Below are 25,602 nucleotides of genomic sequence, written 5' to 3'. Positions count from 1 at the left end.
CCGCCGACGACGAGGCGGAGGCAGCCGGAAAGCATGAATCGGACTTCGTCGATGGTGATTTGAGCCAGCAGGGCCCAGGCAGTCGCATAGTTAGGAAATCGCCCGACCGCTTTCCCAAGGCAAACGCGCGCTCCTGCGCTGGCCTTGGGAACGAGGGCCACCCGGTATGCCGTTGGCGATCCGATGGTTGGGTACGACAGTCTCCCGCAGGGGGTTGAACTTCGTTCCTGCGGAGGCATCCGCCCGGATCAAAGTAAAGTACCCTCGCGTGTTGGGATTTTCGACCGCCGCCGCCTCGTTTCTTCGTCAATTACGGGGTGGTCCACGTAACTTACATACTGCGGCTGGCACGTCACGAATGCCGAGCCTAGGTTGCCCTGATAACGTGGCGCAATGCTAGCGAGTACCGGGCCAAAAGGCAAAAAAAGTATTTTCAGCGGCAGCGCGTCGGTTCCGCAGTCGGAATTCTCAATCGCCGGTTGATGGACCGAACGCTTCTGTTCCCGAAAAAATGAGAAGACTGGCCGCCCCGCGGCCTGAACCGCTGTGAAGGATGAAAAGCCATGAAACACTACCTGAAATTGGCCGGCTCTACTGCGACCGCTGCACGCACGACGAGACTGCTTTGCGCCACCGCCGCGGCGGTACTGATTGGCATGAGCACCGCTTCCGCCGAAGCGCCGAAGATGAAGATGACGACGCCGATACCGGATTCCATCGTCACGCCGGAAAGTGTGGACACCAGGATTGGCAAACTGAATTTTTTCGATGGCTTCCCGGATGACGCCACTTCGGAGAAGATCTACGACAATCTCGATTTCATGCGCGGCGTCGATGCTTTTCTCAACGCCATGCCTGGTGCATCCGTCGAAGCTATGCGGGTTGGATTTGCCAGCCAGGGAGCCGACAACAACCAGACCATCCTGGTGTTCGAAAACCTGGCGGACTCGCATTCGCTGTTCCTGACGGCCAACACCGAAAGCATCTACAATCTCATGTGGCTGGACACCAAGGCTGGCCCGCTGGTCATCGAGACACCGCCCAATATCCTGGGCATGATCGACAACCACTGGTTCCAATATGTCGGCGATGTCGGCAATGCCGGACCGGACAAGGGCAAGGGCGGAAAATACCTGCTTTTGCCGCCGGGTTACCAAGGCGAGATACCCGAAGGCTATTTCGTGTTTAAGACGTCAACCTACGGAAACCTGTTCTTCTGGCGCGGCTTCCTCGAGAACGGCAGTACCGCCACTGCTGTCGAAAACACCAGGAAATTCGCCAAGGTTTATCCTCTTTCGGAAGCTGACAACCCGCCGCCGATGAAGATCATCAATTCTTCCGGCAAGGAGTTCAACACCATCCATTCCAATGATTTTCATTTCTACGAGGAAGTGAACGACATCGTCCAATACGAGCCGGAGGAGTCCTATCACCCGGAAGTGTTGGGACAACTCGCCGCCATCGGCATCGTAAAAGGCAAACCCTTCGCGCCGGACGAGCGGATGAAAAAGATCCTCACCGAAGCCGTAGCCGTCGGCAACGCGACGGCGCGCACCATCACCTTCAAGACCCGCATGAAGGACGCCTACTACTACCCGGACAGTGCGTGGTTCACCGGCTTTGTCGGCGGCAGCTATGAGTTCCTTCTGCAGCCCGGCGTTCGCTATCTGGATGCCCGTGTCCTGTTCCACTACTATGCGACGGGCATCACGCCGGCCATGGCGATAAAGCGCGTCGGCATCGGTTCGCAGTACGCAGGCGCCACGACCGACAAGGACGGCAAGCCGTTCGACGGCGGCAAGACCTATAAGGTGCATCTGCCGCCAAACATTCCGGCAAAGAATTTCTGGTCGTTCGTCTTGTATGACAATCAGACGCGTTCGATGCTGCAGACGGACCAGCAATTCCCCAGCATCGGCAGCGACAAGAAAGACATCGTGATCAACGCGGACTCCTCGGTCGATGTCTGGTTCGGCCCGACAGCGCCGGAAGGCCATGAGGCCAACTGGATCCAGACAGTTCCCGGCAAGGGCTGGAACGTTCTTCTTCGCCTCTATGGTCCGCTGCAGCCATGGTTCGACAAGACCTGGAAGCCGGGCGAGATCGAACTCGTCCCGTGACAAGTGGATACGGTTGGCCAGGGGCGCGGATCCCATGGTCCCGCTGGCGCTCTTCTCATTCAACGTCGGCGTCGAACTTGGCCAGCTGATATTTATTGCCGTCGTGCTGGTCGCCATCCATCTAGTCCAGCGCGTTTATGAATTGCCGCGGCAGGCGGTTGTCGCCTCAGCCTATGTCATCGGGACGATCGCAGCGTTCTGGAGCATTGAGCGCTTTGATTCAATGTTCATGTAGCGGGCGTGGAGCGACCCTATGGGTACGATGAAATCCGAGCAGCGATCCGATCCGCAGGAAGGCTCTGACCCATGGGTGGATGCTCACCCCGCTTCATGCCTTTCTCAGAGAGGTGAGGCCGAGTTCGAATGACGTGGACAGGACCGCGCAGCTCTATGGCGTATCGCTCACCGCCTCCAAGGGGGCCTTGCTCTTTTTCAGGATTTGGTTTGCCTGATGAGCAGCGGCCGCAGTCTCCCCGCCACCCTCGACGTGAACGGTGGGAACCGCGATCTTGATACCGTTCTCCTCGAACGCCTTCTTGATCATCATGAAGGCGCGCCGCTTGATGCCGAATTGGGTCCCGGGCTTTGTCATCAGCTTCATCCTGAGAACGATCGCGTAGTCCCCGAAATTGTCGATGCCTTGCATCTTGAGCGGCTCGATCGTGTCAGCCGCAAATTCCGGGTCTGCCGCCAGCTCCTGGCCTATCTTCTTGATCAGCTTGCGCGCCAGGTCCACGTCGGAATCATAGGTCACGCCGATCGTGATCTTGTCCATCACCCAATCCCTGCTCATGTTCTGGACCGCCCCGAGTTCACCGAACGGGACGGTATAGATGGGGCCGCGATGATGCCGCAGACGCACCGACCGCAGGCTGAAGGATTCGACCGTGCCTTTGTAGCTGCCGCTCTGGATGTATTCACCGACCCGGAAGGCGTCGTCCATCATGTAGAACACGCCGCTCAGCACGTCCTTGACCAGGGTCTGCGAGCCGAAGCCGATGGCGATGCCGAAGATGCCGGCGCCGGCAATCAGCGGGAGTATCTTCACGCCGAGCCCAGCGAGGATCGTTAGCACGGTGACCGCGGCTATGAACACGGCAAGGGCGTTGCGGAATATCGGCAACAGCGTGCGCAGCCGGCCGCTGCGGGCCAGCTGGTCGGCGCTGCTCCCATCCGCCTGCGCGAGGTTCATGCGATATTCGATCAAGGCCTTCGACAGTTGCCAGAGCAGGTCGGCGATCAGCAAAATGATGATGCCGTGGAGCAGCCCGGTTATCAGGAAGCCGCCGGTTTCGCTGGCGGCGAGGCTCGCGGCCCTGATCCGCCAGATATGGGCGAGCCATGCGACCGCCGCGGCAATGACCGCCGCCCTGGCGCCCCTGACAATGAGCACGTTGAGTGCGACGCCCATCGCGCCGCTGCGCTTCGATCTGCCGGCGAAAGCCTGTGCCGCGGCGCCGACGCCGCGCAAGGCTGTCGGCAGCACCAGGGCGAAAATCCCAAGCCACAGGACGCCGAGCAGGCCGGCGACCCAAGCCATCCAGAGCACGATCAGGAACAAGGTGAGAAACCATTGCTTGACCAGAGAGCCTCGCCCGTCGGGCCGTTGCCAGACGACCTCGATTGCGGTCGCCAGAACGCCAAGCCCGAACAGGAAGGCGGCGAGCTCTGCAGCCTCTTGAGAGAAGCCCAGGCCAGGCATGAGGCTGGCGATCGCCCAGCCGAACAGCAGGAACCCGGCCATAAGGCTGACACGCCACCGCCAGAAACGGGTCGAAGCCTCACTTTCGAAAAGCCGAGTCGGCCTGTCCGAGGGGGCGCTTGGCGCACCGCCGAACGCAAACAGCAATCGGGCTGCCGCCCGAACGATACGGAACGCGATGAACGCAAGAAGCAGGGTCAGAATGATCCTGCGGAGCAAGGGTGGCCATCCGAGCGCCAAGAACGAACCGGCGCTGGCGAGAGCAAAAGTCAGCAGGGCGACAGTCTCGAAGAGGACCGCTTGTCCGGCGTCTTCCTGAGCAACCGCGCCCCTCGTCCTGGCGAGCGCTCGTCGGACCGCCCACTCGGCTCCGAAACCGACCGCGATCAGGACCGCCAGGATGCCCATGGCCAGCCCTGGCCTGCCGGAGTTCACGTCACGCGAGACAATTTCGGCGGCTCGCGAAAATTCTTCCGGCAGGCGCGGGATCGCGGCGCCGAGCGCACCGATACGGGCACGAATACCCGTCTCCACGCTCAAGATGTCCTCGGAAATGGACAGGCCGGGCTCGTCCGTGGCCGCTGGAATCTTTCCCTCGAGCCATGCCTTTAGTTGCGGATCGGACAAAAGCTCGAGGAACTGCTTTGCCTTTTCGGGCGGAAGGTCGGGGGAGGGCTGTTGGGCTAGCGAAGTTCCTTGCAAGAGCGCTAGCAAGAGCACGACGATAACTGGCAAGAACCCGAGCCGTAGCTTGTAATTCATGAGTGCCTCGAGTTTTGAATGCCGCAGCTGCACATATTGGCTCCTCGCCCCATTTATGGGCCCTGTTCTGGCTGCATGCTACGTCTCCGGGCAGAGTGGCTGCAAGCTACGGGCGCAATCAAAATCCATCGGACTCTTTGTGCCGCTAAAACCGGACCACGAGTCCCAGAATCGGACCTTGCTGCACGACATCGAGGAGACCGCCGTCGTTGCTGTAGTCGACGCCCAGTGCCCGGTACCCGATGACCGATGAGATGCGATCGTTGAAACGATAGCCGACCGCCCCGGCGACATCCCAGTCGATGTCGGCTTCGCCGGCGCCGACGAGCCCCACCGGTCGACCTCGGGCCTGACCGAATAGTTTCCACGAAGACCGGCCATGGCATCCACCCAGGCTGCGCCCGTCGCTTCACTGAAGGAAAAGTCGGTGTCGACCGTCCACACCCTACTGTCGCGGAATGCCTCATTTGCGGATCGCAAATTCGGCATGCGGCAGGCGTCGCTTGCCGCCGAATATCACAGCTCCCTGCCACGAGTTTTGCCATTTGCTGCCATTGCGCCACCCCTTATGCGCTAGAATGCGCATAGTCTTTTTGATGGTGCCAGTATCAGTATGTAAGTTACGCAGTCGGACTGTTGCTTGGTGAAGCTGTATCTGCCGATGGCCGAGGATTGACACGCTTGTGGCAGCGGTGCTCAAAGAACCCGCAATCTCTTCCCGATCCGACCCAAGGCCATTGCGCGGTATATCGGCGCCGGGAATTGGATCTCCCTACTGTCATTTGTCCCGTCGAGCTAGACCGTATCCTGGATAGCCCCGCTTTCGATGCAACCGAGCGGATTCCGTCCGTAGGTTACCGTTAATTACCTTCCGCCCCGAGCGGCAATAGGCGAACCTCACGAAGGGCGATTTTGTCGGGGGCATGTCTGAAGCGTCCTGCCACCAGTTTCGTCTCGTCGACAGAACGCGGAGCATGCCAGGGAACCGAAAACTCGGCTCATCCTGGAAAAGCGGTACAGTCAAAGGAGGACGTCAGATGAGTGACAAGCAGGCGAATCCAGACCGACAACCGAACCGGCGCGACATTTTGCTGACCGGAGGATCTGTGCTCGCCATTTCGGCTGTCGCATCGGGAATAGCCACGAGCGCGAAAGCTCAAGCAGCCGGCGCAAAACCCAACATTCTCGTCATTTTCGGCGATGACGTCGGTTATTGGAACCTCAGCGCCTACAACCGGGGCATGATGGGCTATCGCACGCCGAACATCGATCGGATCGCCAAAGAGGGCGCGATCTTCACCGACCACTATGCCCAGCAGTCCTGCACAGCCGGGCGCGCCGCATTCATTACCGGCCAATCCTGCTTCCGCACCGGCCTGCTGAAGGTAGGCCTGCCGGGTGCCAAGGAAGGGCTGTCGGAGAAAGACCCGACACTTGCGGAACTGCTCAAGCCGCAGGGCTATGTTACCGGGCAATTCGGCAAGAATCATCTCGGCGACCGCAACGAGCATCTGCCCACCGTTCACGGCTTCGATGAGTTTTTCGGCAATCTCTATCACCTCAATGCCGAGGACGAGCCTGAGCATCCCGACTACCCGAAGAACCCCGAGTTCAAGGCCAGGTTCGGTCCACGCGGCGTGATGAAATGCAAGGCCAGTGCAACCGACGATCCTACCGAAGATCCGCGCTTCGGGCGGGTGGGTAAACAGGAGATCGAGGACACCGGTCCGCTGACGAAGAAGCGCATGGAAACTGTAGACGAAGAGTTCCTCGGCAGCGCGCTCAACTTCATCGACCGCTCGAACGCCGACGGGAAGCCGTTCTTCTGCTGGTTCAATTCGACCCGGACCCACATCTACACGTTTCTCAAGGAGGCCTCGAAGGGCAAGACCGGCTTGGGCATCTATGCGGACGCCATGGTGGAGATGGACGGCATGGTTGGCCAGCTTCTGGGCAAGCTCGATGACCTCGGCATCGCCGACAACACCATCGTCCTTTGGACGACCGACAACGGCGCGGAGGTTTTCTCGTGGCCGGACGGCGGCACCACGCCCTTCAAAGGCGAGAAGAACACAAACTGGGAAGGTGGCTACCGCGTGCCGTGCATGATGCGCTGGCCGGGCGTCATCAAGCCCGGAACCGAAATCAATCACATAACGTCACACGAAGATTTCGTGCCGACGCTGGTCGCAGCCGCAGGCGAACCAGACGTGACGGCCAAGCTGTTGAACGGATACGAAGCTGCTGGCAAGACGTTCAAGGTGCATCTGGACGGCTACAACCAACGCGACGTGTTGGCCGGCGAAGGCGAAGGCAAGCGCCACGAATACTTCTACTGGACCGATGACGGCAATCTCGCCGGCTTGCGTTACGAACGTTGGAAGATGGTCTTCCTCGAGCAGCGCGAGGAAGGACTGGCCGTGTGGGAGAACCCGCTGATTCCGCTGCGGTTCCCGAAGCTTTTCGACATCAAGGGCGACCCGTTCGAACGGGCGCAGACGGACGCCGGGGAATACGACAGATGGCGTGTCGAGCACGCCTTCGCGCTCGTGCCGGCACAGGCTTATGTCGCCAAACACCTGCAGACCTATGTCGAATTCCCGCCGCGGCAGAGGCCCGGCAGCTTCGCGCTCGACCAGGTCCTGGCGAAACTGCAGGAGGGTGGCAGACACTGAGTCTTCGCTTTGAATAGGCCGCGCTCGCACTATCGGCAGGCGCGGCCTCCAAGCCAACTCGGAAGCAGGTCAATGGCAGTCGCGAACAACAATCCCTCGACCGAGACCATTGCTCAGAGGGCAAAGAACGAGCTGCGCGAGTACGCGCTCCTGTCCTTTTATCTATTCGTCTGCTTTGGTGCGCTCGTTCTCTACAAGGCAGCGATCCTTGGCGAGGAGGGCATCAGCTATCTGCCATCAGGCCTGGCGGCCATCAAGGCACTGATCCTGGCGAAGTTCATAATGCTCGGGCAGATGATTCGATTGGGCGACCGGCGCGGAGGAGGAAGAATCGCCTACGTCATAGCCTACAAGGCCTTGCTCTATCTGATCCTGCTTCTCGTTCTCTCGGTCATCGAGGAAGTCGTCGTCGGTTTGATTCATGGGCGATCGGTCGCCGCCTCGCTCGCTGAGTTCGGAGGCGCCAAGCTGCCTCAGACGCTGGCGACAAGCCTGATCATGCTGCTGATATTGATCCCCTATTTGGCGTCCAGGGAACTGAATGTCGCCCTTGGCGAAGGCAGGCTCTGGACGCTGCTGCTCGAACGCCGCGACGGACCTCGGTCAGCCGGTTTGGCAGCTGCCGCGAAAGAGCCAGGCCCAACCAACCCGAGCGATCACCCTTACCAGTGATCGCTTTTTGATGATAGCGCTCCTGATGGGCGCTGACCTACGGGAGACATCAAGCTATGCCCAATCTTGCTTGCGCCGCGAAGCGCTACCTGTTGTCCATCTTCCTGTTATTGGGGATCGCAGCCTCTGCCACTGCGCAGGGCGCCGGTCAGTTACCTTCCTGGAATGATGGCCAGGCCAAGCAGGCGATCGTCGCCTTCGTCGAACGAGTAACTGCGGAAGGCGCGGCAGACTTCGTGCCCGAAGCAGAGCGCGTCGCCGTCTTCGACAATGACGGCACGCTGTGGGGCGAGCAGCCGCTGTACTTCCAGCTCCTGTTCGCACTCGATCGGGTTAAGGCAATGGCCCCGCAGCATCCGGAGTGGAAGGACAAGGAGCCCTTTGCCTCGTTGCTCAAGGGCGACGTGAAAGCTGCACTCTCAGGCGGCGAGCCGGCGATCGTGGAGATCGTCATGACCACGCACTCCGGTATGACAACAGTGGAATTCGACCAGATCGTTCGCGAATGGATTACCACCGCCAAACACCCAAAGAGCGGCCGGCTCTACACCGAGATGGTCTACCAGCCGATGCTGGAGCTGTTCGCGTATCTTCGCGCCAACGGTTTCAAGACTTTCATCGTCTCCGGCGGCGGCATCGATTTCATGCGTCCCTGGACGGAGAAGGTCTACGGTATACCGCCCGAACAGGTCGTCGGCAGCAGTGGCAAGACCAAGTTTGAGATGCGCGACGGAACGCCGGTGCTCATGCGGTTGCCGGAAATCAACTTCATTGACGACAAGGCGGGCAAGCCTGTCGGCATCCACCAGCACATCGGTCGCCGGCCAATCGCGGCATTTGGCAATTCGGACGGCGACTTGCAGATGCTGCAATGGACATGCTCGGGACCTGGCCCGCACTTTTGCCTTTACGTGCACCACACCGACGCGGAGCGCGAATGGGCCTACGACCGCCAGTCGCACATCGGCCGCCTCGACAAGGGCCTCGACGCTGCAGCCGATTCTGGTTGGACGGTTGTCGATATGAAGAAGGATTGGAACCGGGTGTTCGCCTTCGAGAAGTAAGAATCCGGAGTAAGACGATGCGTCAAGTTGTGGAACGCCAGGCTCAATCTACACAGGTCGAAGAGCCATTCCTGAACATGGTCTGGATTCCCGGCGGTACATTCCTCATGGGATCGGACAAGCACTATCCCGAGGAGGCGCCGGCGCATAGGGTGACAGTGGGAGGCTTCTGGATGGACGCCTGCACCGTCACCAACCGCGAGTTTGCTCGCTTCGTCGATGCAACTGGTTATGTCACCTCGGCCGAACGTCCGGTAAATCCCGATGATTATCCCGGAGCGAAGCCGGACATGCTGGCGCCGTCGTCGGTGGTGTTCAGCAAGGCCAAACAGCGTGTCGATCTTCGCGATCACTACAATTGGTGGGTCTACGTGCGCGGCGCCAATTGGCGCCATCCGCGCGGGCCGGCGAGTTCGATCAAGCGGCTGGCCGACCATCCGGTCGTGCATGTGAACTTTGAGGATGCCGAAGCCTACGCATCGTGGGCAGGCAAGGAATTGCCCACCGAGGCCGAGTGGGAATTCGCGGCGCGGGGCGGGCTCGACGCGGCCGAATTTGTCTGGGGCGATGAAATGCCACCCGATGGCCGACACATGGCCAATACCTGGCAAGGTGAGTTCCCATGGCAGAATCTCTGCGAGGACGGCTACGAGGGGACGTCACCCGTCGCCTCCTTTGCCGCCAATGGCTACGACCTCTACGACATGGCTGGCAATGTCTGGCAGTGGACCACGGACTGGTACCAGGAACACGGCAAGATCGACAGCCCGTGCTGCACGGTTGACAACCCCCGCGGTGCCAAACGGGACGACAGCCTCGATCCACGGCAGCCGCAGATCAGAATCCCGCGCAAGGTGATGAAAGGCGGATCGCATCTTTGCGCGCCCAACTATTGCCGGCGCTACCGCCCGGCTGCGCGGATGGCGCAGCCCGTCGACACGTCGACGTGCCATTTGGGTTTCCGCTGCATTGCACGCAGAACGTGACAAACACTGCCAAAAACGCCCGGCGCAAAGCCTGCCGGGACAGAGACAGACAGGGAGGATCGAAGCATGACGGGCAATGAGATGTTGAAGGTCGGCGCTGCGGCGCTGGCGCTGCTGCTTGTCGGGCCTGGTTCGGCGTACCCTGTCCTTGCACAAGAACAGGTCGCGGCGGCTGACGCATCCGCCGATGCGGCGGCCTCGCCGGAGCCGTTGAGCGCCGACGAGATGGAGGTCCTGGTTGCGCGCATCGCGCTCTATCCGGACGAGTTGATCGCGGTGATCACGGCGGCAGCGCTCTATCCGCTAGAGATCGTCGAGGCGGCGCGCTTCCTCGACCGGTACGAGAAGGACAAGAGCCTGAAGCCGAAGGAGAGCTGGGACGGTTCCGTGGTGTCGCTGCTCAACTATCCGGACATCGTCAAGATGATGAGCGACGACCTCGAATGGACGCAGACGCTCGGCGACGCCATTGCCTACCAGCAGAAGGACGTGCTGGTTGCCATCCAGCAGCTGCGCGACGAGGCGGTTGCCAAGGGCGTGATCAAGACCGACGACAAGATCCAGGTGGTCAAGGAGAACGACAATTTTGTCATCAAGTCGGCGAGCTCCGAGGTGATCTACGTCCCGCAATATCCGCCGCAGATGTTTTATGAGCCGGGTTACGTGTGGGAACCGATCCGCTATTATCCCGATCCTTACCCCTATTATTGGTATCCGGGAGCGACCTTTTTCGCCGGGGCGGTGACCGGCGCCATCTGGGCCGCCGCCGTCGATTGGGATGATTGGGGCGTGTGGGGCGGCCGCTGGAACGGCAACGACATCAATATCGACTGCAACAACTGCTTCAACAACCGCGACTTCAACGGCAAGATCAACTTGAACGACGTCGACTGGAAGAACATCGATCGCAGCAAGATCAACATCGACCGCAACCAGTTCAACAAGTTCGACCAGACCAACATCAAGAACCGGATCGAGAAGAATGGCGACAACGCCATCCGCGACCGCGCCCGCGATATCAAGAAGAACGACAAGCTCGCCAACAGGGCGCCAGGCAAGACGGCTGCAACGAGAGACATCCGCAAGAGCACGCTGGACGGGCTGAAGGCGAATCCCGCCAATGTCACCCGCCCCGCCAAGCCCGCCAACATCCAGAGACCTGCGGACAGGCCTGTCACCAATCGCCCCGCAGCAAAGCCCGCTGTCGGCGACCGCCCGAGTGCCAATAGCCCGGCGGCGAAGCCGGCCAAGGTGAACCGTCCGGCTGGAAAGCCAAAACCTGCGGCAAGGGTCGACAACCGGCCGAAGAAGCCTTCGGGGCTTGGCAACGTCGATCGCGGAAAGGTGACCAAGGTCAGCTCCAACCGCGGCCACCAATCCATGGGTGGCGGCAGCCGTGGTGGCGGCCACAAGCAGATCAAGCGCGGCGGCGGCGGACGCCGGCGTTAACGGATCGGGAGGACCGGATCATGATACAGATGTTCAGCACCACCCGTCACACGGGACTTTTGCATACGATCCTTCTCGGCTCTGTCTGCGCCGTGGCGCTTGCAGTGGGCTTCGCTGTCTCGCAGCCAGCATCTGCACAGGATGCGCCGGACGCGCCGGAGATCACCGCCTTTGCGGCCGCCGCCGAGCCGCCCGTCTTCGATACGCCCGAGGCAGCGGTCGAAGCATTCAAGCAGGCCCTGAAAGACGCCGGCAACGGTTCGGTTGCGACCCTTCTCGGCCTCGATGCGGAAAAGCTGAAAGCTGACGAGAACTCGGAGGAGACGCTGGCGGCGATCAAGGAGGGTGTGGCCAAGCAGCTTGTCCTCGATGGCGAGGGCGACCGCCGCACGCTGCAGATCGGCGACAAGCTGTGGCCGCTGCCTTTTCCGATCGTCAAGGGCGGGGACGGCAAATGGGCTTTCGACACCTATGCCGGGCTCGAAGAGATCGTGAACCGGTATGTCGGCGAAAACGAGCTCACCGCGATCGAGACGATGCGCGCCTATGTCGATGCGCAGGAGGACTATGCATCGCGGGACCGCGACGAGGATGGCGTGGAGGAGTTCGCGCAGAAACTGATCAGCTCGGAAGGCGCGACCGACGGGCTCTACTGGCCGACCGACGACATCAACGGCGAGAGCCCGGCTGGCGGCAACATCGATCAGGCCGAACTAGAGGACGCGGCCAAGGGCGAAGGCTATTTCGGCTACAAGTACAAGATCCTGACCGGCCAGGGCGACCAGATCGCCGGCGGCGCCTATGACTACGTCATCAACGGCAACATGATCGCCGGCTTTGGCCTCATCGCCTGGCCGGCCAAATATGGCGAGACAGGCGCAAAAACCTTCGCCGTCAACCAGCACGGCGTCGTCTACGAGGCGGATCTCGGGCCAGCCACCGAGCAGATCGTCAAATACATCGACCGCTTCAATCCGGACGATACGTGGCAGGTCGTGGGCGACTGAGAGAAATGGATCAAAAGCCGGGTTATTTTCGAGTCGATCGGCAAAACCCTGCGCTGTGGCAGAAGAGGTGGTATGGAATTGAGCTTCGCATTCATGGCCAAGCCCGGCCACCAGTCCGTCGTCAGGCTTGCCCAGCAGAAAGCCGCCCAGACCGCACAGGGTGGCGAACAGGAAGCGGCGATCATCAGGCAGCGCCTGATATTTTGGAGTGATGGCAATGTCCGAAGCGATGCATCCCCTAGCACCCCATCATCTGCCGGGCTTTATTGTGGCTCCGGGAGAGACCGATGTTCTCTTCACCGGAACGGTAATATTCATCATCGCACTGCTCATGATGCTTGGCAGCCTGTATTTCTGGCTCCATTCGCTGCCTGAGCGCATCGCGCATGGGGCCAGCCAGGTCCAGTTTCAGTTGGTGGCGGTTCTGGCGTTGCTCGCGCTGTTCACTCACATCAATGTGTTCTGGGTTGCGGCATTGCTGCTTGCGATCGTTCCCATTCCCGACTTCTGGACGCCGTTGTCCACCATGGCTGAATCGCTTGCCAGGATGGCCGCCGACAGGCGCCAGGCGCCCGCACCTGCAGCATCTGCGCCGGAAGCAATTGCTGCGGGATCGCCGCTGTCGGTGAACGACGCGCCATTTTCCCAGGTGCGGGTTGTGGAGCTCGAGGCTCCATCCACGCCGCCCGACGACCAACACCGTGTTCCAGCAAACGAGGAGCGCCGGCCATGATCGAGTTACTGCTATGCTCAGTCGTGACGATCCTGCCCGATTTTCTCGTCCGGCGTTTTGTCCAGGGAAAGAGGATCGGACGTGAGATCACGCTCTATTCGGTGTGGTATGAACTCCGTTATGGCATAACCGCCTGCCTGGGACTCACCATCGTTCTCCTGACGCTGATCCTTTATTACCATCCATCGACAACCAGCGCCGTTTCTTTCTTTCGCACGGTGCCCATTCTTCCCGAAGGCTCCGGCCGCGTTGAAGAGGTCTATGTAGGTCTCGGGGAAAAGGTGAAATCGGGACAGCAGCTCTTCAAGCTCGACAGTTCGACCCAGAAAGCCGCGCTTGAAACTGCGCGGCTGCGTGTGTCGGAGATAGATGCGGCGCTGGAGTTGGCGAAGACCGAGTTGGTGACGGCCGATGCCCGGATCCAGGAAGCGCGGAGCGCCCATCAGCAGGCCGTGGACGAACTCGCGACCAGAACCGAACTTCAGAGGCGAAACTCCGGTACGGTTGCGCAACGGGAGATCGAGAAACTTCAGAATATCGTCGATGGTCGCCTAGCCGCGGTGTCTGCCGTCCTGGCTGGCAAGCAGTCCGTCGAAGCCCAGATCGCTTCGGTACTGCCGGCGCAGAAAGCCAGCGCCGAGGCAGCACTTGCCCAGGCGCAGGTCGAACTGGACAAGACGGTCGTCTATGCGGGAGTGGACGGAACGCTCGAGCAGTTCACGCTGCGCAAGGGAGATATAGTCAATCCTATCATGCGGCCCGCGGGAGTGCTGGTTCCCGCGGAGGCAGGCAGGCGGGCGCTTGTGGCGGGCTTCGGCCAGTTGGAGGCGCAGGTCATGAAGGTAGGCATGGTTGCCGAGGCCACCTGCATCTCCATGCCGATGACCATCATCCCGATGGTTGTGACCGAGGTGCAGGATCTTATCGCAACCGGCCAGGTGCGCGCGTCGGATCAACTGATCGACGCTCAGCAAGTGATCAGGCCCGGGACGATCACCGTCTTTCTGGAACCGCTTTTCCAGGGTGGGTTCGAAGGCGTTCCGCCGGGAAGCAGCTGTATTGCCAATGCGTATACCAACAATCACGACCGGCTGTCCGAAGAAGGACTGAGCACCTCGAAATGGCTGTTTTTCCACGTCATAGACACGGTCGGGGTCGTGCACGCCGTCATCCTTCGAATTCAGGCGCTGCTCCTTCCGGTACAGACGCTTGTCCTCTCCGGTCACTGAGAACTAGGTCGGCAGCGGCCTGCCGCCCCTTGCGAGATCGCCGACGTGGGCGTTGAGGCCGATCACGGTGAAGAAGTAGACGAGCAGGATGTCGCGCGCCATCAGGTCGAAATCGACCTTGATACCGGAGAAGAGATAGACCAGCCCGATCGCACCGCGACCCTTGGCCTTCGCCAGCCGCGCCCCTTCACCGCCGTCGCAAAAATTCCAGCTTCAGCCGGTTGATCTGCTCCGCGGTCCATCCCCGAACGTCCGTCACTTCGATCCAGGCATCGATGTAATGCTCCGGCGCATACACATGCCCGTGCCCCATCGGGGCCGTTGTGGCCATCGCCATGTCGACGGTGAGTTGGAGAAGCGTCACGACCGGAGACCATTTGAGCTCGGGAGACACGTCGGAACCGCGCGGCCCCGCCATCCATTCCGGCTGTCGATACAGGGACCGGTAGTCGAAGAACGTCACCGGGTCGCTCGCATATTGAAGATAGACGATCCGCATCGGTCCCCAATGTGCGTCCGGGATCGCCAGGCCGTTCTCCTGGCTCGTGAACCGCACATACGACCCGTCCCTGAAGCGCGGCAGCCAGGCCGGCGATCCTCGCTCGCGGTCGTCGGTGACGGAACGCCAGATCCTGCTCGGAAATGGCGGGCCGCTCCAAAGTGCCCCCTGATACGGGTCGCCGATCACTTCGAACAACTCGGCGGATTGCTCGGAGCTCAAGGCGCCAAGGCTCAGCCCGTGCAAATAGAGTCTTGGGCGGCTTTCCTTCGGCATTTTTTCCCAATGGCTGTAGATTTCCGCAAAAAGGGTGCGAGCGGCCTCGGCGCCATAGCCGGGCTCGACCAGGAGGGACAGCCAGCTTGTGAGATACGAATACTGCATGGCGACGCTCGCGACGTCGCCGGCGTGGAGATATTCGACGGTGTCCATTGCAGCAGGGTCTATCCAACCGGTGCCTGTCGGCATCACCACGATCAGCACCGAGCGATCGAATCCGCCGACGCGCTTGAGCTCCTCGAGGGCGAGCTTTGCGCGCTCCTCGGCTGTCTCCGCAGACCGCAATCCGACATAGACGCGGATCGGCTCACGCGCATCCATCCCCAGGAACGAGCCTAAATCCTTGCTCGTCGGCCCGGTCGCGATGAACTCCCGTCCCGCCCTTCCTAGCTCATCCCACTCGATCAGCGAGGTATCGCTTCCGGTCTTGCTGGGGTCGGCAGGCTGTTGGGTCTCGGGCTCGATCAGTTCATCGAATGCCTGGAAGGACGAATCCGCGGCATGGAGCGCAACCCTGAAGAAAACGCCGTTGACCACTGTCCAGAATAACGCAGCCGCAGCGGCAATGCCGATCACGTATGACACCCGTTTCGGCACGATTCGGCCAAGCATTCGCGAGATGAACAGGAACGTGACCTGAAACAATCGCGCCAAGAGGATCAAGAGCACGAAGGTCAGCAACGCGATCAGACCGATCTTCAGGGGGTGCGCAGTGTCTACCGGCTCGAGCCTCATGAGCTGCCGGATCGAATTTTGCCATTCCGAAGCCTGCCAGAGAAACGCGACGGCAACCAGGATGCAGGTGGCCGCAGCGACGAGTTTGATGGCCTGCAAGATGCGGCCCGTGGGCTTGGGCAGCTCCAGATAGTCGGCCAGCCAGCGCCCGAACACGCCAAGCCCATATCCGGCCGCGAAAGAACATCCGGATAGAATGCGTTGCGTCACAAACGTGCGTGGAAGCAGGGTAGGGGTGAGCGAGGCCGCAAAGAACAGTGTTCCGATCAGCAGGCCAGCGGCTGAGAAGGAACGCCAGAACCTGAAGATCCAGAATAGCCTCATTGGAGCGGCCACGTGCGATCGCTGGAGTGCTTCGAGGCAGCTTGCCGTGCATGATAGGTCGGCGCAACCCGCAACTGCGCGGAACCACGCAACGCCACGAACTCGATGCCAATCTGGAGCAGTCTTTGTTCTGGAGCAGTCTTTCCAAACTTTAGGGTTGCGGTCGCTCGCCGTTCACCGCGCGTGTCAAAGGAGACTGAGCAGCGCGGCACGATGGCCGAGCTTCATCGTTTGTGGAGGTTAGAAACGGAGTTTGGAACAGAAAGGCCACAAACTCACAAAGCGCAAGGAATAACCACCGAGTTTCGCCAAAGCCAGCCTATTCGCCGCCGACCGTATTGGCTGGGGCGGGGCGAAAGAACATCGCCAGCTTCAAGCTTGCCGCTATCCGTCCGGCCCGGTTGTGGCCCGGAATGCGCTCCGCGATAACCGCTCAGGGTCAGAGGTTCACCATTGGCAAAGTTGAGACTTCTGCGGCCGGAGAGCGCGTCGGAAAAGAAAGTGTCCCGTGAAGCGTATCCTTCGGCGCCCGGCCAACTGCGGACTGTGACGAATGCCGGGGTGACACCCAACACAGTTTATGACGCAGTAGAACTAATTTAGAGCATCGCTCGAAAAAGAAGTCACCGGTTTTTCGAACAAAGCGATGCGCAAACAAGAAGTTACAACGGTGCGCTTGATCTCTTTTTCACGCGCACCGCTGTAGGTGTCGGATCAGATCACGAAAAAATCGTCGGCCAGCAGCGTCGGCCTGTTCGTCAGGGTCGCGAGCTGTGTCACGCCGCCTGCGACGTTTCCGTTGGAATCGTAAAACAACGCACCCGTAACCGTGTCATAGACGATGTGGTCGTCGGCGTCGTGCGCGCTAGTCCCAGCGAAGAAGTACCCTGGCTCGAGGGCTCCGGTGGCTCCAAGCCCCTGCATTATCGAATTCTGGAGCCTGAATGTATCGGCCGTATGGTTGAAATCCGTGATGATGTCGCGGTTGGCCACTGAGAGCGGCGCGCTGAAAACGAAGAAATCGTTGCCGGCGCCACCAGTAAGCCGGTCAATGCCCAGGCCGCCCGTTAGTGCATCGTTGCCACCCCGCCCAAGCACGGTATCATTGCCTCGGCCGCCGTCCAGTTTGTTGTCGCTGTCGTTGCCGTCGAGCACATTGTCGAGGGAATTTCCCGTGGCTCCGACGTTGGCGTTTCCGGTCAGACGCAGATTTTCTACCAGCCGGCGATCGACCGCCAGTGAGTACGTGACCAAGCTGAAAATCTGGTCGAGGCCCGCTTCGTCGATGACGTTGTCCAGCACATTGTCCACATAATAGGTATCGTTGCCGGCTCCGCCATTCATCTGGTCGGCCCCGGTCCCGCCATCGAGAAGGTCGGCGCCATCATAGCCCGCTAACCGGTCGCTACCCGCCCCGCCCCTTATGGTGTCGTTGCCGGCAAGGCCGACCAGCGTGTTGTTCCCATTGTTCCCGGTCAGCTCATTGTCGGAAGAATTGCCGCGACCATCGATAGCGGCAAGGCCGATGAGAGTCAGATTTTCGACATAGGATGGCAGTGAATAGGTGCTCGAGCTGAACACCCAATCTTTGCCCGCCGCATCGCCCTCGACCACGCGGTCGAGCGCATTGTCGACATAGTAGGTATCGTTGCCTGCGCCGCCCTCCATCTTGTCGATTCCGACTCCGCCGTCGAGCAGGTTGCTGCCAGCGTTGCCGACCAGCGTGTTGTCGAGTTCGTTACCCATCGCGTCGATGTCGGCAACGCCGGTGAGTGTGAGCTGCTCTATTTGCTGGCCGGACAGCGAATACGTCATCGACGTGATGACCACATCGATGCCGGCGCCGTCAGCCTCGATGACTACGTCGAATGCGTTGTCGACGCGGTAGGTATCGTTGCCGAAACCGCCGGACATTTTGTCAGCACCGGCTCCGCCGTTCAGAACGTCATCAAAGCTGCCGCCGTTCAGGATATCCGCCGCATCCGTCCCGGTCAGGTGCTGCTCCATCACGCCCGGCGCGGCATAGGCGCGCACGTAGTCGACGACCAAGTCGTACGTGCCGGACGCCTGCTCGACCCCGGAGGAATACATGCTTAGCGTGACCAGCATATAGAGCGGCGTGCGGAAGGACTCGCTCATTGGAAAGCGGCTCAGCTCCTTGCCGTCATAGTACACGGTGATCCAGTCGGTCGTTATCCTCGCGCCGTAGGTGTGAAACGCCCCGTCGAACAGCGAACGGTCGAGGCCCGTATAGTTGCTTTCCCAAGCGTGGCTTTCCTTATTGCTCAAGTGCACCGCCTGGTGATGACCATCGGGATCGCCGCCATACGCTTCAACGATGTCGACCTCCACGCGTGGCACAGTCTGATCGGGCGACAGCATCCAGAAGGCCGGCCAGGCTCCCGCCCCGCCGTGAAAGGCGGCGCGCATCTCGAAGTACCCGTACTCTTGCGCGAAACCCTGACCGGCGCTGTTAACCGTTTGCATCGTTCCCGACTGCCAGGCGCCGTCCACCTGCTTCATGGTAATGGTCAGCTTCCCGTCAGAGACGGAGAACGGGTTGGTTTCTCCGACCGGAGGCATGTACTTTGCGGCCCCAGCGGGGGCGTGAACAGGCGCGAACCACTTGCCGGTGCCGTTGTTCGGCACGACATCAAGCGTGTTGAACTCGTCAGAAAAGGAGAGCTTGAACCCGGAGAGGTTCAGCTTCGATCCCTTGTACTGTTCGGTCCAATCGCCAGGAAGCGCAATCGCAGCCATTGATGGGCTCCTCGTTCTCGCAACATTTTCGCGGTTGACCCCCCACCAAGATCAAATCGTCCATTTGTTAACGGAAGGATAATGGACACCAATTCCGCTGCAAATGGGGTCAGTGCGGTTATCCCCAACGCTTTACGAGAAATCTTGGAGATGTCGCAAATCGGTTGACGTAGCCGGCACACGGTACTGCGAATCCTCCGATACCGTCACGTCGGGCTCGAACGTCGCCGCCAACCAGCCGCTCCTTCTCCGCCCGCGACGAGCGCCGCCGGCGCTGCCCCGAGGTGATCACTTCCACGCGCAATCGTCATAGGACACCTCCCCAGGATTATTCCCCGGACTTGCAATGTTCTTCCTAAGGCGACAAGGCGGCCTTCACCGCAGGCTTACGTTGTAGGCCGGCGGAGGCGGCCTACAGTCGGGGTTTCAAGAGGCTCACGACGCCTCGCCAGCGGGGTGGCGCGACGGTCGGCGCAGATAGCGTGGCCGAACGTCCGTTTTCTCAATCCGATTCGGACCTGCAATCTCGCCTCCGGAATGACCATTAGGGGTCACAGAACGAACCCGCTCGCGCGGGAGGGCGCGGGTTCGAGGCTTGCTGGTTTATCGGCAGCGCCGGTGAGGTTGTAATCGACGTGGGGTGACGGACAGGCATCGGCCTCCGAGCATGAAGGGTCAACCTTCAGCTTGAGAGGAGCATCCGATGACCATCTCTTCGCATCCGTCCGGCAGCGCGCTTCGCGAGCGCATGATCGAAGACATGAACGTGCGTGGCTTCACCGAAGACACGCGCCGTAACTACATCCGCTGCGTGAAGAGATTTGCGGCGTTCATCGGCCGCTCGCCCGACGCGGCAACGGCTGAGGATCTCCGCCGTTTCCAAGTGCACCAGACCGAGAGCGGCATGCGGCCGCCGGGCATCAACAGCTCGGTTTCGGCGCTGCGCTTCTTCTTCTCCGTCACGCTCGATCGACCCGATCTCTCTCGTCGTCTCGCGATAGTCCACCAGCCACGCAAGCTGCCGCTGGTGCTGAGCGCCGAGGAGGTAGCGCGGCTGCTCGAAGCCGGCGCCGGGGCCGGAATACAATGCGGCGCTTCGGCACGGCCTATGGCGCCGGGCTGCGGGTTTCCGAGGTGGCGGCGCTCAAGGTGACCGACATCGACTCGGCGCGCATGCTGATCCGCGTCGAACAAGGCAAGGGCCGCAAGGATCGCCACGCCATGCTGTCGCCGCATCTGCTCAAACTGCTGCGCGCCTGGTGGCGGGAGGGCAAGCGCCGCGGCGTGATGTTGCCGCGGGGCTGGCTGTTCCCAGGACGCAATCCGGTCATACCGCTCTCCAGCCGCCAGCTGAACCGCGCTGTTCATGCCGCTGCGGAGGCGGCCGAGATCAGGAAACGGGTGGCGCCGCACACGTTGCGCCACGGCTTCGCCACCCATCTCCTGGAGCAGGACATCGATATCCGCATCATCCAGGTCCTGCTCGGGCACGCCAAGCTCGACACCACGGCGCTCTATGCCCGCGTCGCCACCTACACGATCCGCACCGTGATGGGCCCACTCGACCGGATCAAGCTGCAGACGGAGGACGAGACGCGACGCGGACAGATGACGCCGCGGCGGTGAGCCGCCCGTCACTGGAGGTCGCCGACATCTTCCATCGCCATGGCGCCGCCTGGCGCGCGGCGCATGCCGGTCATCTCAGCCTCGGCCAGATGAAGGTGATGTCGGCGATCGAGAGCTGCCGTACCGCTGCCCTCGGCGGCCATGTCTGCCGGAACCGGCACTGCCCCAAATGCCAGAGCGCGGCGGCACGGGACTGGCTCGCCGCGCGCCAGGCCGATCTCTTGCCGGTCGGCTACTTCCACGTCGTGTTCACGCTGCCGGCCGAGATTGCCGACATCGCCTACTACAACAAGGCCGTGATCTACGACCTCTTGTTCCGCGCCGCCTCCGAGGCGCTGCTCACGATCGCGGCCGATCCAAAGCACCTCGGCGCGCGCATCGGCATCACCGCCGTGCTCCACAGCTGGGGCTCGGCGATGACCCATCACCCGCATGTGCACATGATCGTGCCCGGTGGCGGTATCTCGCTCGACGGCGAGCGCTGGGTGCATTGCAGACCGGGCTTCTTCCTGCCCGTGCGCGTGCTGTCGAAGTTGTTCCGACGGCTCTTCCTGTCGAAGCTCGCCGACGCCCATGCTGCTGGGCGACTGCAGTTCTTCGGCGGTCACGACGGTCTGAATGAGCACAGCGCCTTCGCTCAATTCCTGGCGCCGCTTCGGAGGAAGAACTGGTTCGTTTATGCCAAGCCGCCCTTCGCCGGACCTGAGGCGGTGTTGGCTTACCTGTCGCGTTACACCCACCGCGTCGCCATCTCCAACAGCCGACTGATCGCCCTCGACGAAGCCGGAGTGACGTTCCGCTGCAAGGATTACCGCTGCAACGGGCGCGAGCGCTATCGCACCATGACGCTCGATCCGGGCGAGTTCATGCGGCGCTTTCCTGCTCCACGTGCTGCCCAAGGGCTTCCACCGCATCCGTCACTACGGGCTGCTCGCCAGCGCCGGCCGCGCGGCCAACATCGCGCACGACCGCGAACTTCTCGCCGCGCCGCGGCCCAAGGCCGAATGCAACGGAACGGGCGCCGATGCCGCTGCGCCGTCGGACTGGCGGCCGCCATGTCCATGTTGCGGAGGCAGGATGATCATCATCGAGACCTTCGAACGCGGCGGCCGCGCCCGCGCGCCGCCATGGACGACAGCGCTATGACCACAAGCCGCTCTTCATCGCTCTGCATACCCGCCGAGGGCTCTGATCGTCGGCGGGCCGACGCGATCGTGCGTCTCCGGCTGATCGCATGTCCCACACCATCTGCAGCGCCGAAACCGCCCGCTCTTGCTGGCGCACCGCAAAAAAATTGAAATTGTTCGAATTGAAAGAACCAAAAGCGCGAAGTTGAGAGCTTCGGAGAATGTTGAGCCAGAGCACGCCCATTCAGCCCGGGAGGCCGGCAGCGCAGTTGGCAGCTTAGATTGAAAGCCCCGCGGTTCTGCGCGGTTCGTGCGCCATCGAACCGAGGCAGAGAATGTTGGGGCAGGGTGCAGTGGCGGAGGGAGAGCAACTGAGATCCAACCTTCTCCAACTCGCACTGGTTCGCGCACGCTGGCAAATGGGATCTAGGCATGGCTCAAGTGCCTGGACACCAGAACGCCAGGCTCGACGCAGCAAATACGCAAATTGGTGGAAATTGCCGGAAGCGGCTTAGCTTCGAGAATCGCCAACGCCTCATCGGATGACCGTGCCCGTCGGAGTCGCGCCCGAACCTGAGATGCCCGAAGCAGCCGGCATATTTGGGAAAGGGCAGGGAGGAAGGCGGACGTGGCAGAGGGCGGCCAAAGTATAGTGTAAATAGTTCTCAGTGGACTGAGGAGTGGAGATGAGGCTGGCTGTCCCGGACGCGAACTCTCTCGCGTCCGGGCTAATGGCCCGTTTTGAGGCGTTTAGGCTCCCGCCGGAAATTCAGGCTGAAAATATTCATAGCAATTCAGAGGTAGTGGTAGATTTTTTGAAAATCAAACAAAACAGGTACGGGCCTGACTAGCAGAAATAATGCTTTTAAATGCCAGTTATTTTCGTTTGACGAACAGAACAGTCTCCTGCTTGCTAGCTGGGCGCGAACATGCGGTGTCAGAAAGTGAAAATCGAATTTTTAGACGGACTTCCAGATCTTCAGCCGTCGCAATTTTTATTTCAACCAGGAGATGCCGTGATGAAAAAACTCGTCCTCGCAGTTGCCTTGACAGTGGGCAGTTCGCTTGGCGCCATGGCGGCGAATGAGGTCACCAAAGCTCCGCCAGCCGGTCCTTACGAACAGGTCAGCAAGCTTGTGAAACTGCCCGACTTCCTGCCGGGCATGGGCCAACTTTTCGTCGATCCGACGACATTGCCTGCTGGACCATTCCTTGCCTATGACCACGATGGCGAGCTTGTCAGCACGATTTACATGCTGCCGATCAAAGACCTCAATCCGGACAAGCGTTTTGACGACCTCGCTTCACCCGGCGGCAATGTCGACCATGTGGACGTCTACTACAATGCCGGCCATCCGGGGGTAGAAGAGCCGCATGTCCATGTCTTGCTGTGGCATGTTTCGGCGGCTGACGAGGCACAGGTCGCCAAATGACACTGACGCGTCGTGAGATACTGGGCGCTGGCGGCGGGCTCGCCGCCGCCCTTTCCCTCTCTTCTCTGGCCGTGCTGGGTGGCGAGATGATCGAAGTCAAGACGCAAGGGCGCGACGACGGTTCACACGTCTGGTTCGACCCGATAGGCATTCTGATCAAACCAGGACAGACGATCCGCTGGACCAATCTCAATCCCGGCAATTCGCACACGACGACGGCATACAATCCCACAAACTTCGAGCGGCCGCTCCGCATGCCCAAAGCGGCAAAATCTTGGGATTCTGACTATCTACTGCCCAACGAAAGCTTTTCGGTTACTTTCACCGAGCAGGGGGTCTATGATTATTACTGCATTCCGCATGAGCATGCTGGAATGGTCGGTCGTATCGTCGTCGGCGAGCCCGAGGCGCATGACTGGACGGAGCTAACCGGAGCGAAGGGAGACCTACCGGAAGAGGCCGTCAAGGCCTTTCCGATGGTCGAAGACATCATGACGAAAGGGATCGTGCGGCGCGCCTAGGCATGCGTGCAGGATGCATGACACCAGCAACAGGAGAACCCAAACGACGATGCGAATGGGAGCCCGAGTTTCCTGTTTGTCGTCAATGATCGATAGGGGCGACCATCATGACCGGCAGCGCGTTTCCATACGATAATGAAACACGAGCGAAGCGCGACGAGCGTCAGGTAGATATGCCTCTCGGTGCTCGGGCTGCAGCCCAACAACGTGAGCGTGCCACACATCGGCTTGCCGCCTTAGGCGAGATGACTGGCGGTATTGCCCATGATTTCAGAAACCTCCTGGCAGTCATCGGATCCGGCCTGAGGCTTGCCGAAATAAGAGCCGAGGAGCCCGAAAGCGTGAGGACCTACATTGCTGCAGCGCGGCAGGGAATCGATCGAGGTATCGAACTGACGTCACTGGTACTGGCCTTCGCAAAACATCAGGAACTCGAAATCCACGCTGGCAATTTGAATGAATTCCTCAGGTCTTTTGAGCCTTTCCTGAGATATGGCGCAGGCCCCGATGTCCGCGTCAAGCTGGAGCTTGGTTCCGATATCCCGAACTGCTTGATCGACCCGGCGCTGTTCGACTCTGCAGTGCTTAATCTCGTAATGAACGCACGAGATGCGATGCCAAGTGGCGGGGAGATCCGCGTCACCACTGAGCGATTGGTGCAGACGGCCCCGACGCCTGACCTGCCCGGGCCCGAAACCTACGCATGCGTTCGCGTCAAGGACAATGGTTGCGGCATGGCTCCGGAAGTCTTGCGAAAGGTGTTTGATCCTTTCTTCACGACGAAGGGTGAGAAGGGCACCGGGATAGGGATGTTGCAAGTGCAGGCATTGGCGCAAATGGTTGGTGGTCGGATCCGGATAAAGAGTGAGCGAGGGATTGGAACAACGGTCGACCTTCTGTTCCCGTCAATCCAAGCGGACCTTTAGACGCCCAACAACTCCTACAATTTGATGTCGGCGCTCGCGACGGAATGCAATCCCGCCAGGGCAGGACCTACCACGCTCTCGTCCGCACTTGCGGATTGCACCGCGTAAACCGGATAGGAGAACTGCGGCATTTCAGGCACAAGGTGCAGCCGGCCGGCCTCCATGTGAGGCCGCACAGAACTCATCCTGAAATATCCGGAGCCGCCAGTCGCAAGAACATAGCTCAGTGCGAGCGGACCGAGATCGAAAGAAAGATCCGGCGCAGCACTCGGGAAATTCATCCCGTGGTGAAGTTCAAAATCCGGCCCCCAATCCATATAAACATAATCGGATTCGTCCAGGAGGCGCGCTTCGGAATTGGTCGTCACGAGGACGAGTTTTTCCTCCAGAAGCAGATCGATCTTCAAACCCGGTCTGTGGGGGGGCGCGTACATGATAGCCAAGTCGACCATTCCTGACGCGACCTGATTGATCAAATCCTTCGGCACATCGACGTGTACTCGAAGTGCAATGTCCTGAAGCGACCCGCGCATCCATCGGACCCAATCGAGCAGAAGAGGTTGCGCTAGGCTGACTTCGCTGCCGACCGTCAGAACAGCTCGACGTCCCGGGGGCACGGCAACCTGGTGAAGGGTGCGTTGCCATAGTTGGACGAACATCGGGGCGTGGCGCAGAAATTGCTCACCGGCCGGGGTGAGAGAAGCTCCGCCTTTGTGGCGAACAAAAAGCGCGCGGCCCAATTGCTGCTCGAGGTTGCGAATCCGTGCGCTTACGGTCGTCTGGGCGACATTCAAGCGCTCCGATGCCCGAATGAAACTCCCTGTCGAAACGATCTCGATGAAAGTCCGGGCGAGTTCAATGTCCATAAAACATATAGCATAAAAATTGCGTTTAAATGTCAATCAATTTCGTTTGCTAGATAGCTAGTCAGAGCAATAGGCTTCGAGATTATCCACCCAGCTCTGCGCTGAAT

General features: G+C 60.4%; 21 protein-coding genes and 2 pseudogenes. 17 read left to right on the top strand and 6 right to left on the bottom strand.

Translation table 11 applies throughout. From position 1 onward, the window contains the following. The first annotated feature begins 563 nt into the window (after positions 1-563). Together AC0L2A_RS11775 and AC0L2A_RS11770 are read left to right on the top strand one after the other, a co-directional pair. The gene (locus AC0L2A_RS11775; protein ID WP_473608922.1) at positions 564-2,120 is read left to right on the top strand and encodes a DUF1254 domain-containing protein; all 1,557 of its coding nucleotides are present in this window, start codon (positions 564-566) and stop codon (positions 2,118-2,120) included. A 34-nt stretch (positions 2,121-2,154) separates the two neighbouring features. Next, on the top strand, positions 2,155-2,355 hold the full coding sequence (locus tag AC0L2A_RS11770; RefSeq protein WP_236391474.1) for a HupE/UreJ family protein: 201 nt from the start codon (positions 2,155-2,157) through the stop codon (positions 2,353-2,355). A 153-nt stretch (positions 2,356-2,508) separates the two neighbouring features. On the opposite strand, the gene AC0L2A_RS11765 is transcribed toward AC0L2A_RS11770, so the two are convergent. Continuing rightward, a complete protein-coding gene (locus AC0L2A_RS11765; protein WP_473608920.1) occupies positions 2,509-4,584 on the bottom strand; it encodes a mechanosensitive ion channel domain-containing protein in 2,076 nt (691 codons plus the stop codon). Between the two features lie 145 nt (positions 4,585-4,729). Further along, positions 4,730-5,031: pseudogene (locus AC0L2A_RS11760) on the bottom strand (hypothetical protein); the annotation flags it as partial. Here AC0L2A_RS11760 and AC0L2A_RS11755 point away from each other — a divergent pair. From AC0L2A_RS11755 to AC0L2A_RS11715, 9 genes are all read left to right on the top strand, one after another. Next, the gene (locus AC0L2A_RS11755) at positions 4,964-5,161 is read left to right on the top strand and encodes a hypothetical protein (protein WP_473609018.1); all 198 of its coding nucleotides are present in this window, start codon (positions 4,964-4,966) and stop codon (positions 5,159-5,161) included. The pseudogene AC0L2A_RS11760 and the gene AC0L2A_RS11755 overlap by 68 nt on opposite strands. Positions 5,162-5,621: 460 nt before the next feature. Further along, the gene (locus AC0L2A_RS11750; RefSeq protein WP_091591022.1) at positions 5,622-7,259 is read left to right on the top strand and encodes an arylsulfatase; all 1,638 of its coding nucleotides are present in this window, start codon (positions 5,622-5,624) and stop codon (positions 7,257-7,259) included. A 72-nt stretch (positions 7,260-7,331) separates the two neighbouring features. Further along, entirely contained in the window at positions 7,332-7,931 is a 600-nt protein-coding gene (locus AC0L2A_RS11745; RefSeq protein ID WP_473608919.1) for a hypothetical protein, read from the top strand. 56 nt (positions 7,932-7,987) lie between these two features. Beyond that, on the top strand, positions 7,988-8,995 hold the full coding sequence (locus AC0L2A_RS11740) for an HAD family hydrolase (protein ID WP_473608917.1): 1,008 nt from the start codon (positions 7,988-7,990) through the stop codon (positions 8,993-8,995). Positions 8,996-9,012: 17 nt separating this feature from the next. After that, entirely contained in the window at positions 9,013-9,981 is a 969-nt protein-coding gene (locus AC0L2A_RS11735) for a formylglycine-generating enzyme family protein (RefSeq protein ID WP_473608916.1), read from the top strand. 66 nt (positions 9,982-10,047) lie between these two features. Then, positions 10,048-11,430 carry a DUF3300 domain-containing protein gene (locus tag AC0L2A_RS11730; RefSeq protein WP_473608915.1) on the top strand — a complete coding sequence of 461 codons (1,383 nt, stop codon included), beginning with the start codon at positions 10,048-10,050 and terminating at the stop codon, positions 11,428-11,430. 20 nt (positions 11,431-11,450) lie between these two features. Then, positions 11,451-12,437: a DUF2950 domain-containing protein gene (locus AC0L2A_RS11725; protein WP_473608913.1), complete on the top strand. Its 987-nt coding sequence runs from the start codon at positions 11,451-11,453 to the stop codon at positions 12,435-12,437. 217 nt (positions 12,438-12,654) lie between these two features. Beyond that, the gene (locus tag AC0L2A_RS11720; protein ID WP_473608912.1) at positions 12,655-13,170 is read left to right on the top strand and encodes a hypothetical protein; all 516 of its coding nucleotides are present in this window, start codon (positions 12,655-12,657) and stop codon (positions 13,168-13,170) included. Beyond that, positions 13,167-14,399: an HlyD family secretion protein gene (locus AC0L2A_RS11715; RefSeq protein ID WP_473608911.1), complete on the top strand. Its 1,233-nt coding sequence runs from the start codon at positions 13,167-13,169 to the stop codon at positions 14,397-14,399. Before AC0L2A_RS11720 ends, AC0L2A_RS11715 begins: the two co-directional genes overlap by 4 nt. Positions 14,400-14,402: 3 nt before the next feature. Here the strand turns inward: AC0L2A_RS11715 and AC0L2A_RS11710 are convergent, their stop codons facing one another. The 3 genes from AC0L2A_RS11710 to AC0L2A_RS11700 form a co-directional block, all read right to left on the bottom strand. After that, entirely contained in the window at positions 14,403-14,543 is a 141-nt protein-coding gene (locus AC0L2A_RS11710; RefSeq protein WP_473609011.1) for a sodium/glutamate symporter, read from the bottom strand. A 43-nt stretch (positions 14,544-14,586) separates the two neighbouring features. After that, positions 14,587-16,236 (bottom strand): alpha/beta hydrolase, encoded by a 1,650-nt coding sequence (locus AC0L2A_RS11705; protein ID WP_473608909.1) that lies wholly within the window; start codon positions 16,234-16,236, stop codon positions 14,587-14,589. 714 nt (positions 16,237-16,950) lie between these two features. Then, entirely contained in the window at positions 16,951-18,996 is a 2,046-nt protein-coding gene (locus AC0L2A_RS11700) for a family 16 glycosylhydrolase (RefSeq protein WP_473608908.1), read from the bottom strand. A 703-nt stretch (positions 18,997-19,699) separates the two neighbouring features. Between AC0L2A_RS11700 and AC0L2A_RS11695 the strand changes: the two genes are divergently transcribed. From AC0L2A_RS11695 to AC0L2A_RS11670, 6 genes and pseudogenes are all read left to right on the top strand, one after another. After that, a complete protein-coding gene (locus AC0L2A_RS11695; protein WP_473608907.1) occupies positions 19,700-20,149 on the top strand; it encodes a phage integrase N-terminal SAM-like domain-containing protein in 450 nt (149 codons plus the stop codon). Continuing rightward, a complete protein-coding gene (locus tag AC0L2A_RS11690; protein WP_473608906.1) occupies positions 20,083-20,622 on the top strand; it encodes a tyrosine-type recombinase/integrase in 540 nt (179 codons plus the stop codon). Before AC0L2A_RS11695 ends, AC0L2A_RS11690 begins: the two co-directional genes overlap by 67 nt. Next, positions 20,619-21,768: pseudogene (locus AC0L2A_RS11685) on the top strand (IS91 family transposase). Before AC0L2A_RS11690 ends, AC0L2A_RS11685 begins: the two are co-directional and overlap by 4 nt. 1,000 nt (positions 21,769-22,768) lie before the next feature. Then, positions 22,769-23,182: a DUF5602 domain-containing protein gene (locus tag AC0L2A_RS11680; RefSeq protein ID WP_473609010.1), complete on the top strand. Its 414-nt coding sequence runs from the start codon at positions 22,769-22,771 to the stop codon at positions 23,180-23,182. Beyond that, positions 23,179-23,703, top strand: coding sequence for a plastocyanin/azurin family copper-binding protein (locus AC0L2A_RS11675; RefSeq protein ID WP_473608904.1), 525 nt, complete (start codon positions 23,179-23,181; stop codon positions 23,701-23,703). The genes AC0L2A_RS11680 and AC0L2A_RS11675 overlap by 4 nt, the downstream gene beginning before the upstream one ends. 107 nt (positions 23,704-23,810) lie before the next feature. After that, a complete protein-coding gene (locus AC0L2A_RS11670) occupies positions 23,811-24,629 on the top strand; it encodes an ATP-binding protein (protein WP_027153957.1) in 819 nt (272 codons plus the stop codon). Positions 24,630-24,643: 14 nt separating this feature from the next. On the opposite strand, the gene AC0L2A_RS11665 is transcribed toward AC0L2A_RS11670, so the two are convergent. Next, the gene (locus tag AC0L2A_RS11665; protein WP_027153958.1) at positions 24,644-25,495 is read right to left on the bottom strand and encodes a LysR family transcriptional regulator; all 852 of its coding nucleotides are present in this window, start codon (positions 25,493-25,495) and stop codon (positions 24,644-24,646) included. Between the last annotated feature and the right edge of the window lie 107 nt (positions 25,496-25,602).

It is taken from the genome of Mesorhizobium sp. WSM4844 (assembly GCF_055811775.1).
Note: the sequence above shows the minus strand (reverse complement) of the source record. Positions and strands in the feature narration are given on the sequence as shown.

Bases quoted from the DNA above. Each gene is read 5' to 3' on its own strand.
- AC0L2A_RS11775 (WP_473608922.1), top strand. From the start codon at position 564: ATGAAACACTACCTGAAATTGGCCGGCTCTACTGCGACCGCTGCACGC.
- AC0L2A_RS11770 (WP_236391474.1), top strand. From the start codon at position 2,155: ATGGTCCCGCTGGCGCTCTTCTCATTCAACGTCGGCGTCGAACTTGGC.
- AC0L2A_RS11765 (WP_473608920.1), bottom strand. From the start codon at position 4,584: ATGAATTACAAGCTACGGCTCGGGTTCTTGCCAGTTATCGTCGTGCTC.
- AC0L2A_RS11755 (WP_473609018.1), top strand. From the start codon at position 4,964: ATGGCATCCACCCAGGCTGCGCCCGTCGCTTCACTGAAGGAAAAGTCG.
- AC0L2A_RS11750 (WP_091591022.1), top strand. From the start codon at position 5,622: ATGAGTGACAAGCAGGCGAATCCAGACCGACAACCGAACCGGCGCGAC.
- AC0L2A_RS11745 (WP_473608919.1), top strand. From the start codon at position 7,332: ATGGCAGTCGCGAACAACAATCCCTCGACCGAGACCATTGCTCAGAGG.
- AC0L2A_RS11740 (WP_473608917.1), top strand. From the start codon at position 7,988: ATGCCCAATCTTGCTTGCGCCGCGAAGCGCTACCTGTTGTCCATCTTC.
- AC0L2A_RS11735 (WP_473608916.1), top strand. From the start codon at position 9,013: ATGCGTCAAGTTGTGGAACGCCAGGCTCAATCTACACAGGTCGAAGAG.
- AC0L2A_RS11730 (WP_473608915.1), top strand. From the start codon at position 10,048: ATGACGGGCAATGAGATGTTGAAGGTCGGCGCTGCGGCGCTGGCGCTG.
- AC0L2A_RS11725 (WP_473608913.1), top strand. From the start codon at position 11,451: ATGATACAGATGTTCAGCACCACCCGTCACACGGGACTTTTGCATACG.
- AC0L2A_RS11720 (WP_473608912.1), top strand. From the start codon at position 12,655: ATGTCCGAAGCGATGCATCCCCTAGCACCCCATCATCTGCCGGGCTTT.
- AC0L2A_RS11715 (WP_473608911.1), top strand. From the start codon at position 13,167: ATGATCGAGTTACTGCTATGCTCAGTCGTGACGATCCTGCCCGATTTT.
- AC0L2A_RS11705 (WP_473608909.1), bottom strand. From the start codon at position 16,236: ATGAGGCTATTCTGGATCTTCAGGTTCTGGCGTTCCTTCTCAGCCGCT.
- AC0L2A_RS11700 (WP_473608908.1), bottom strand. From the start codon at position 18,996: ATGGCTGCGATTGCGCTTCCTGGCGATTGGACCGAACAGTACAAGGGA.
- AC0L2A_RS11695 (WP_473608907.1), top strand. From the start codon at position 19,700: ATGACCATCTCTTCGCATCCGTCCGGCAGCGCGCTTCGCGAGCGCATG.
- AC0L2A_RS11690 (WP_473608906.1), top strand. From the start codon at position 20,083: ATGCGGCGCTTCGGCACGGCCTATGGCGCCGGGCTGCGGGTTTCCGAG.
- AC0L2A_RS11680 (WP_473609010.1), top strand. From the start codon at position 22,769: ATGAAAAAACTCGTCCTCGCAGTTGCCTTGACAGTGGGCAGTTCGCTT.
- AC0L2A_RS11675 (WP_473608904.1), top strand. From the start codon at position 23,179: ATGACACTGACGCGTCGTGAGATACTGGGCGCTGGCGGCGGGCTCGCC.
- AC0L2A_RS11670 (WP_027153957.1), top strand. From the start codon at position 23,811: ATGACCGGCAGCGCGTTTCCATACGATAATGAAACACGAGCGAAGCGC.
- AC0L2A_RS11665 (WP_027153958.1), bottom strand. From the start codon at position 25,495: ATGGACATTGAACTCGCCCGGACTTTCATCGAGATCGTTTCGACAGGG.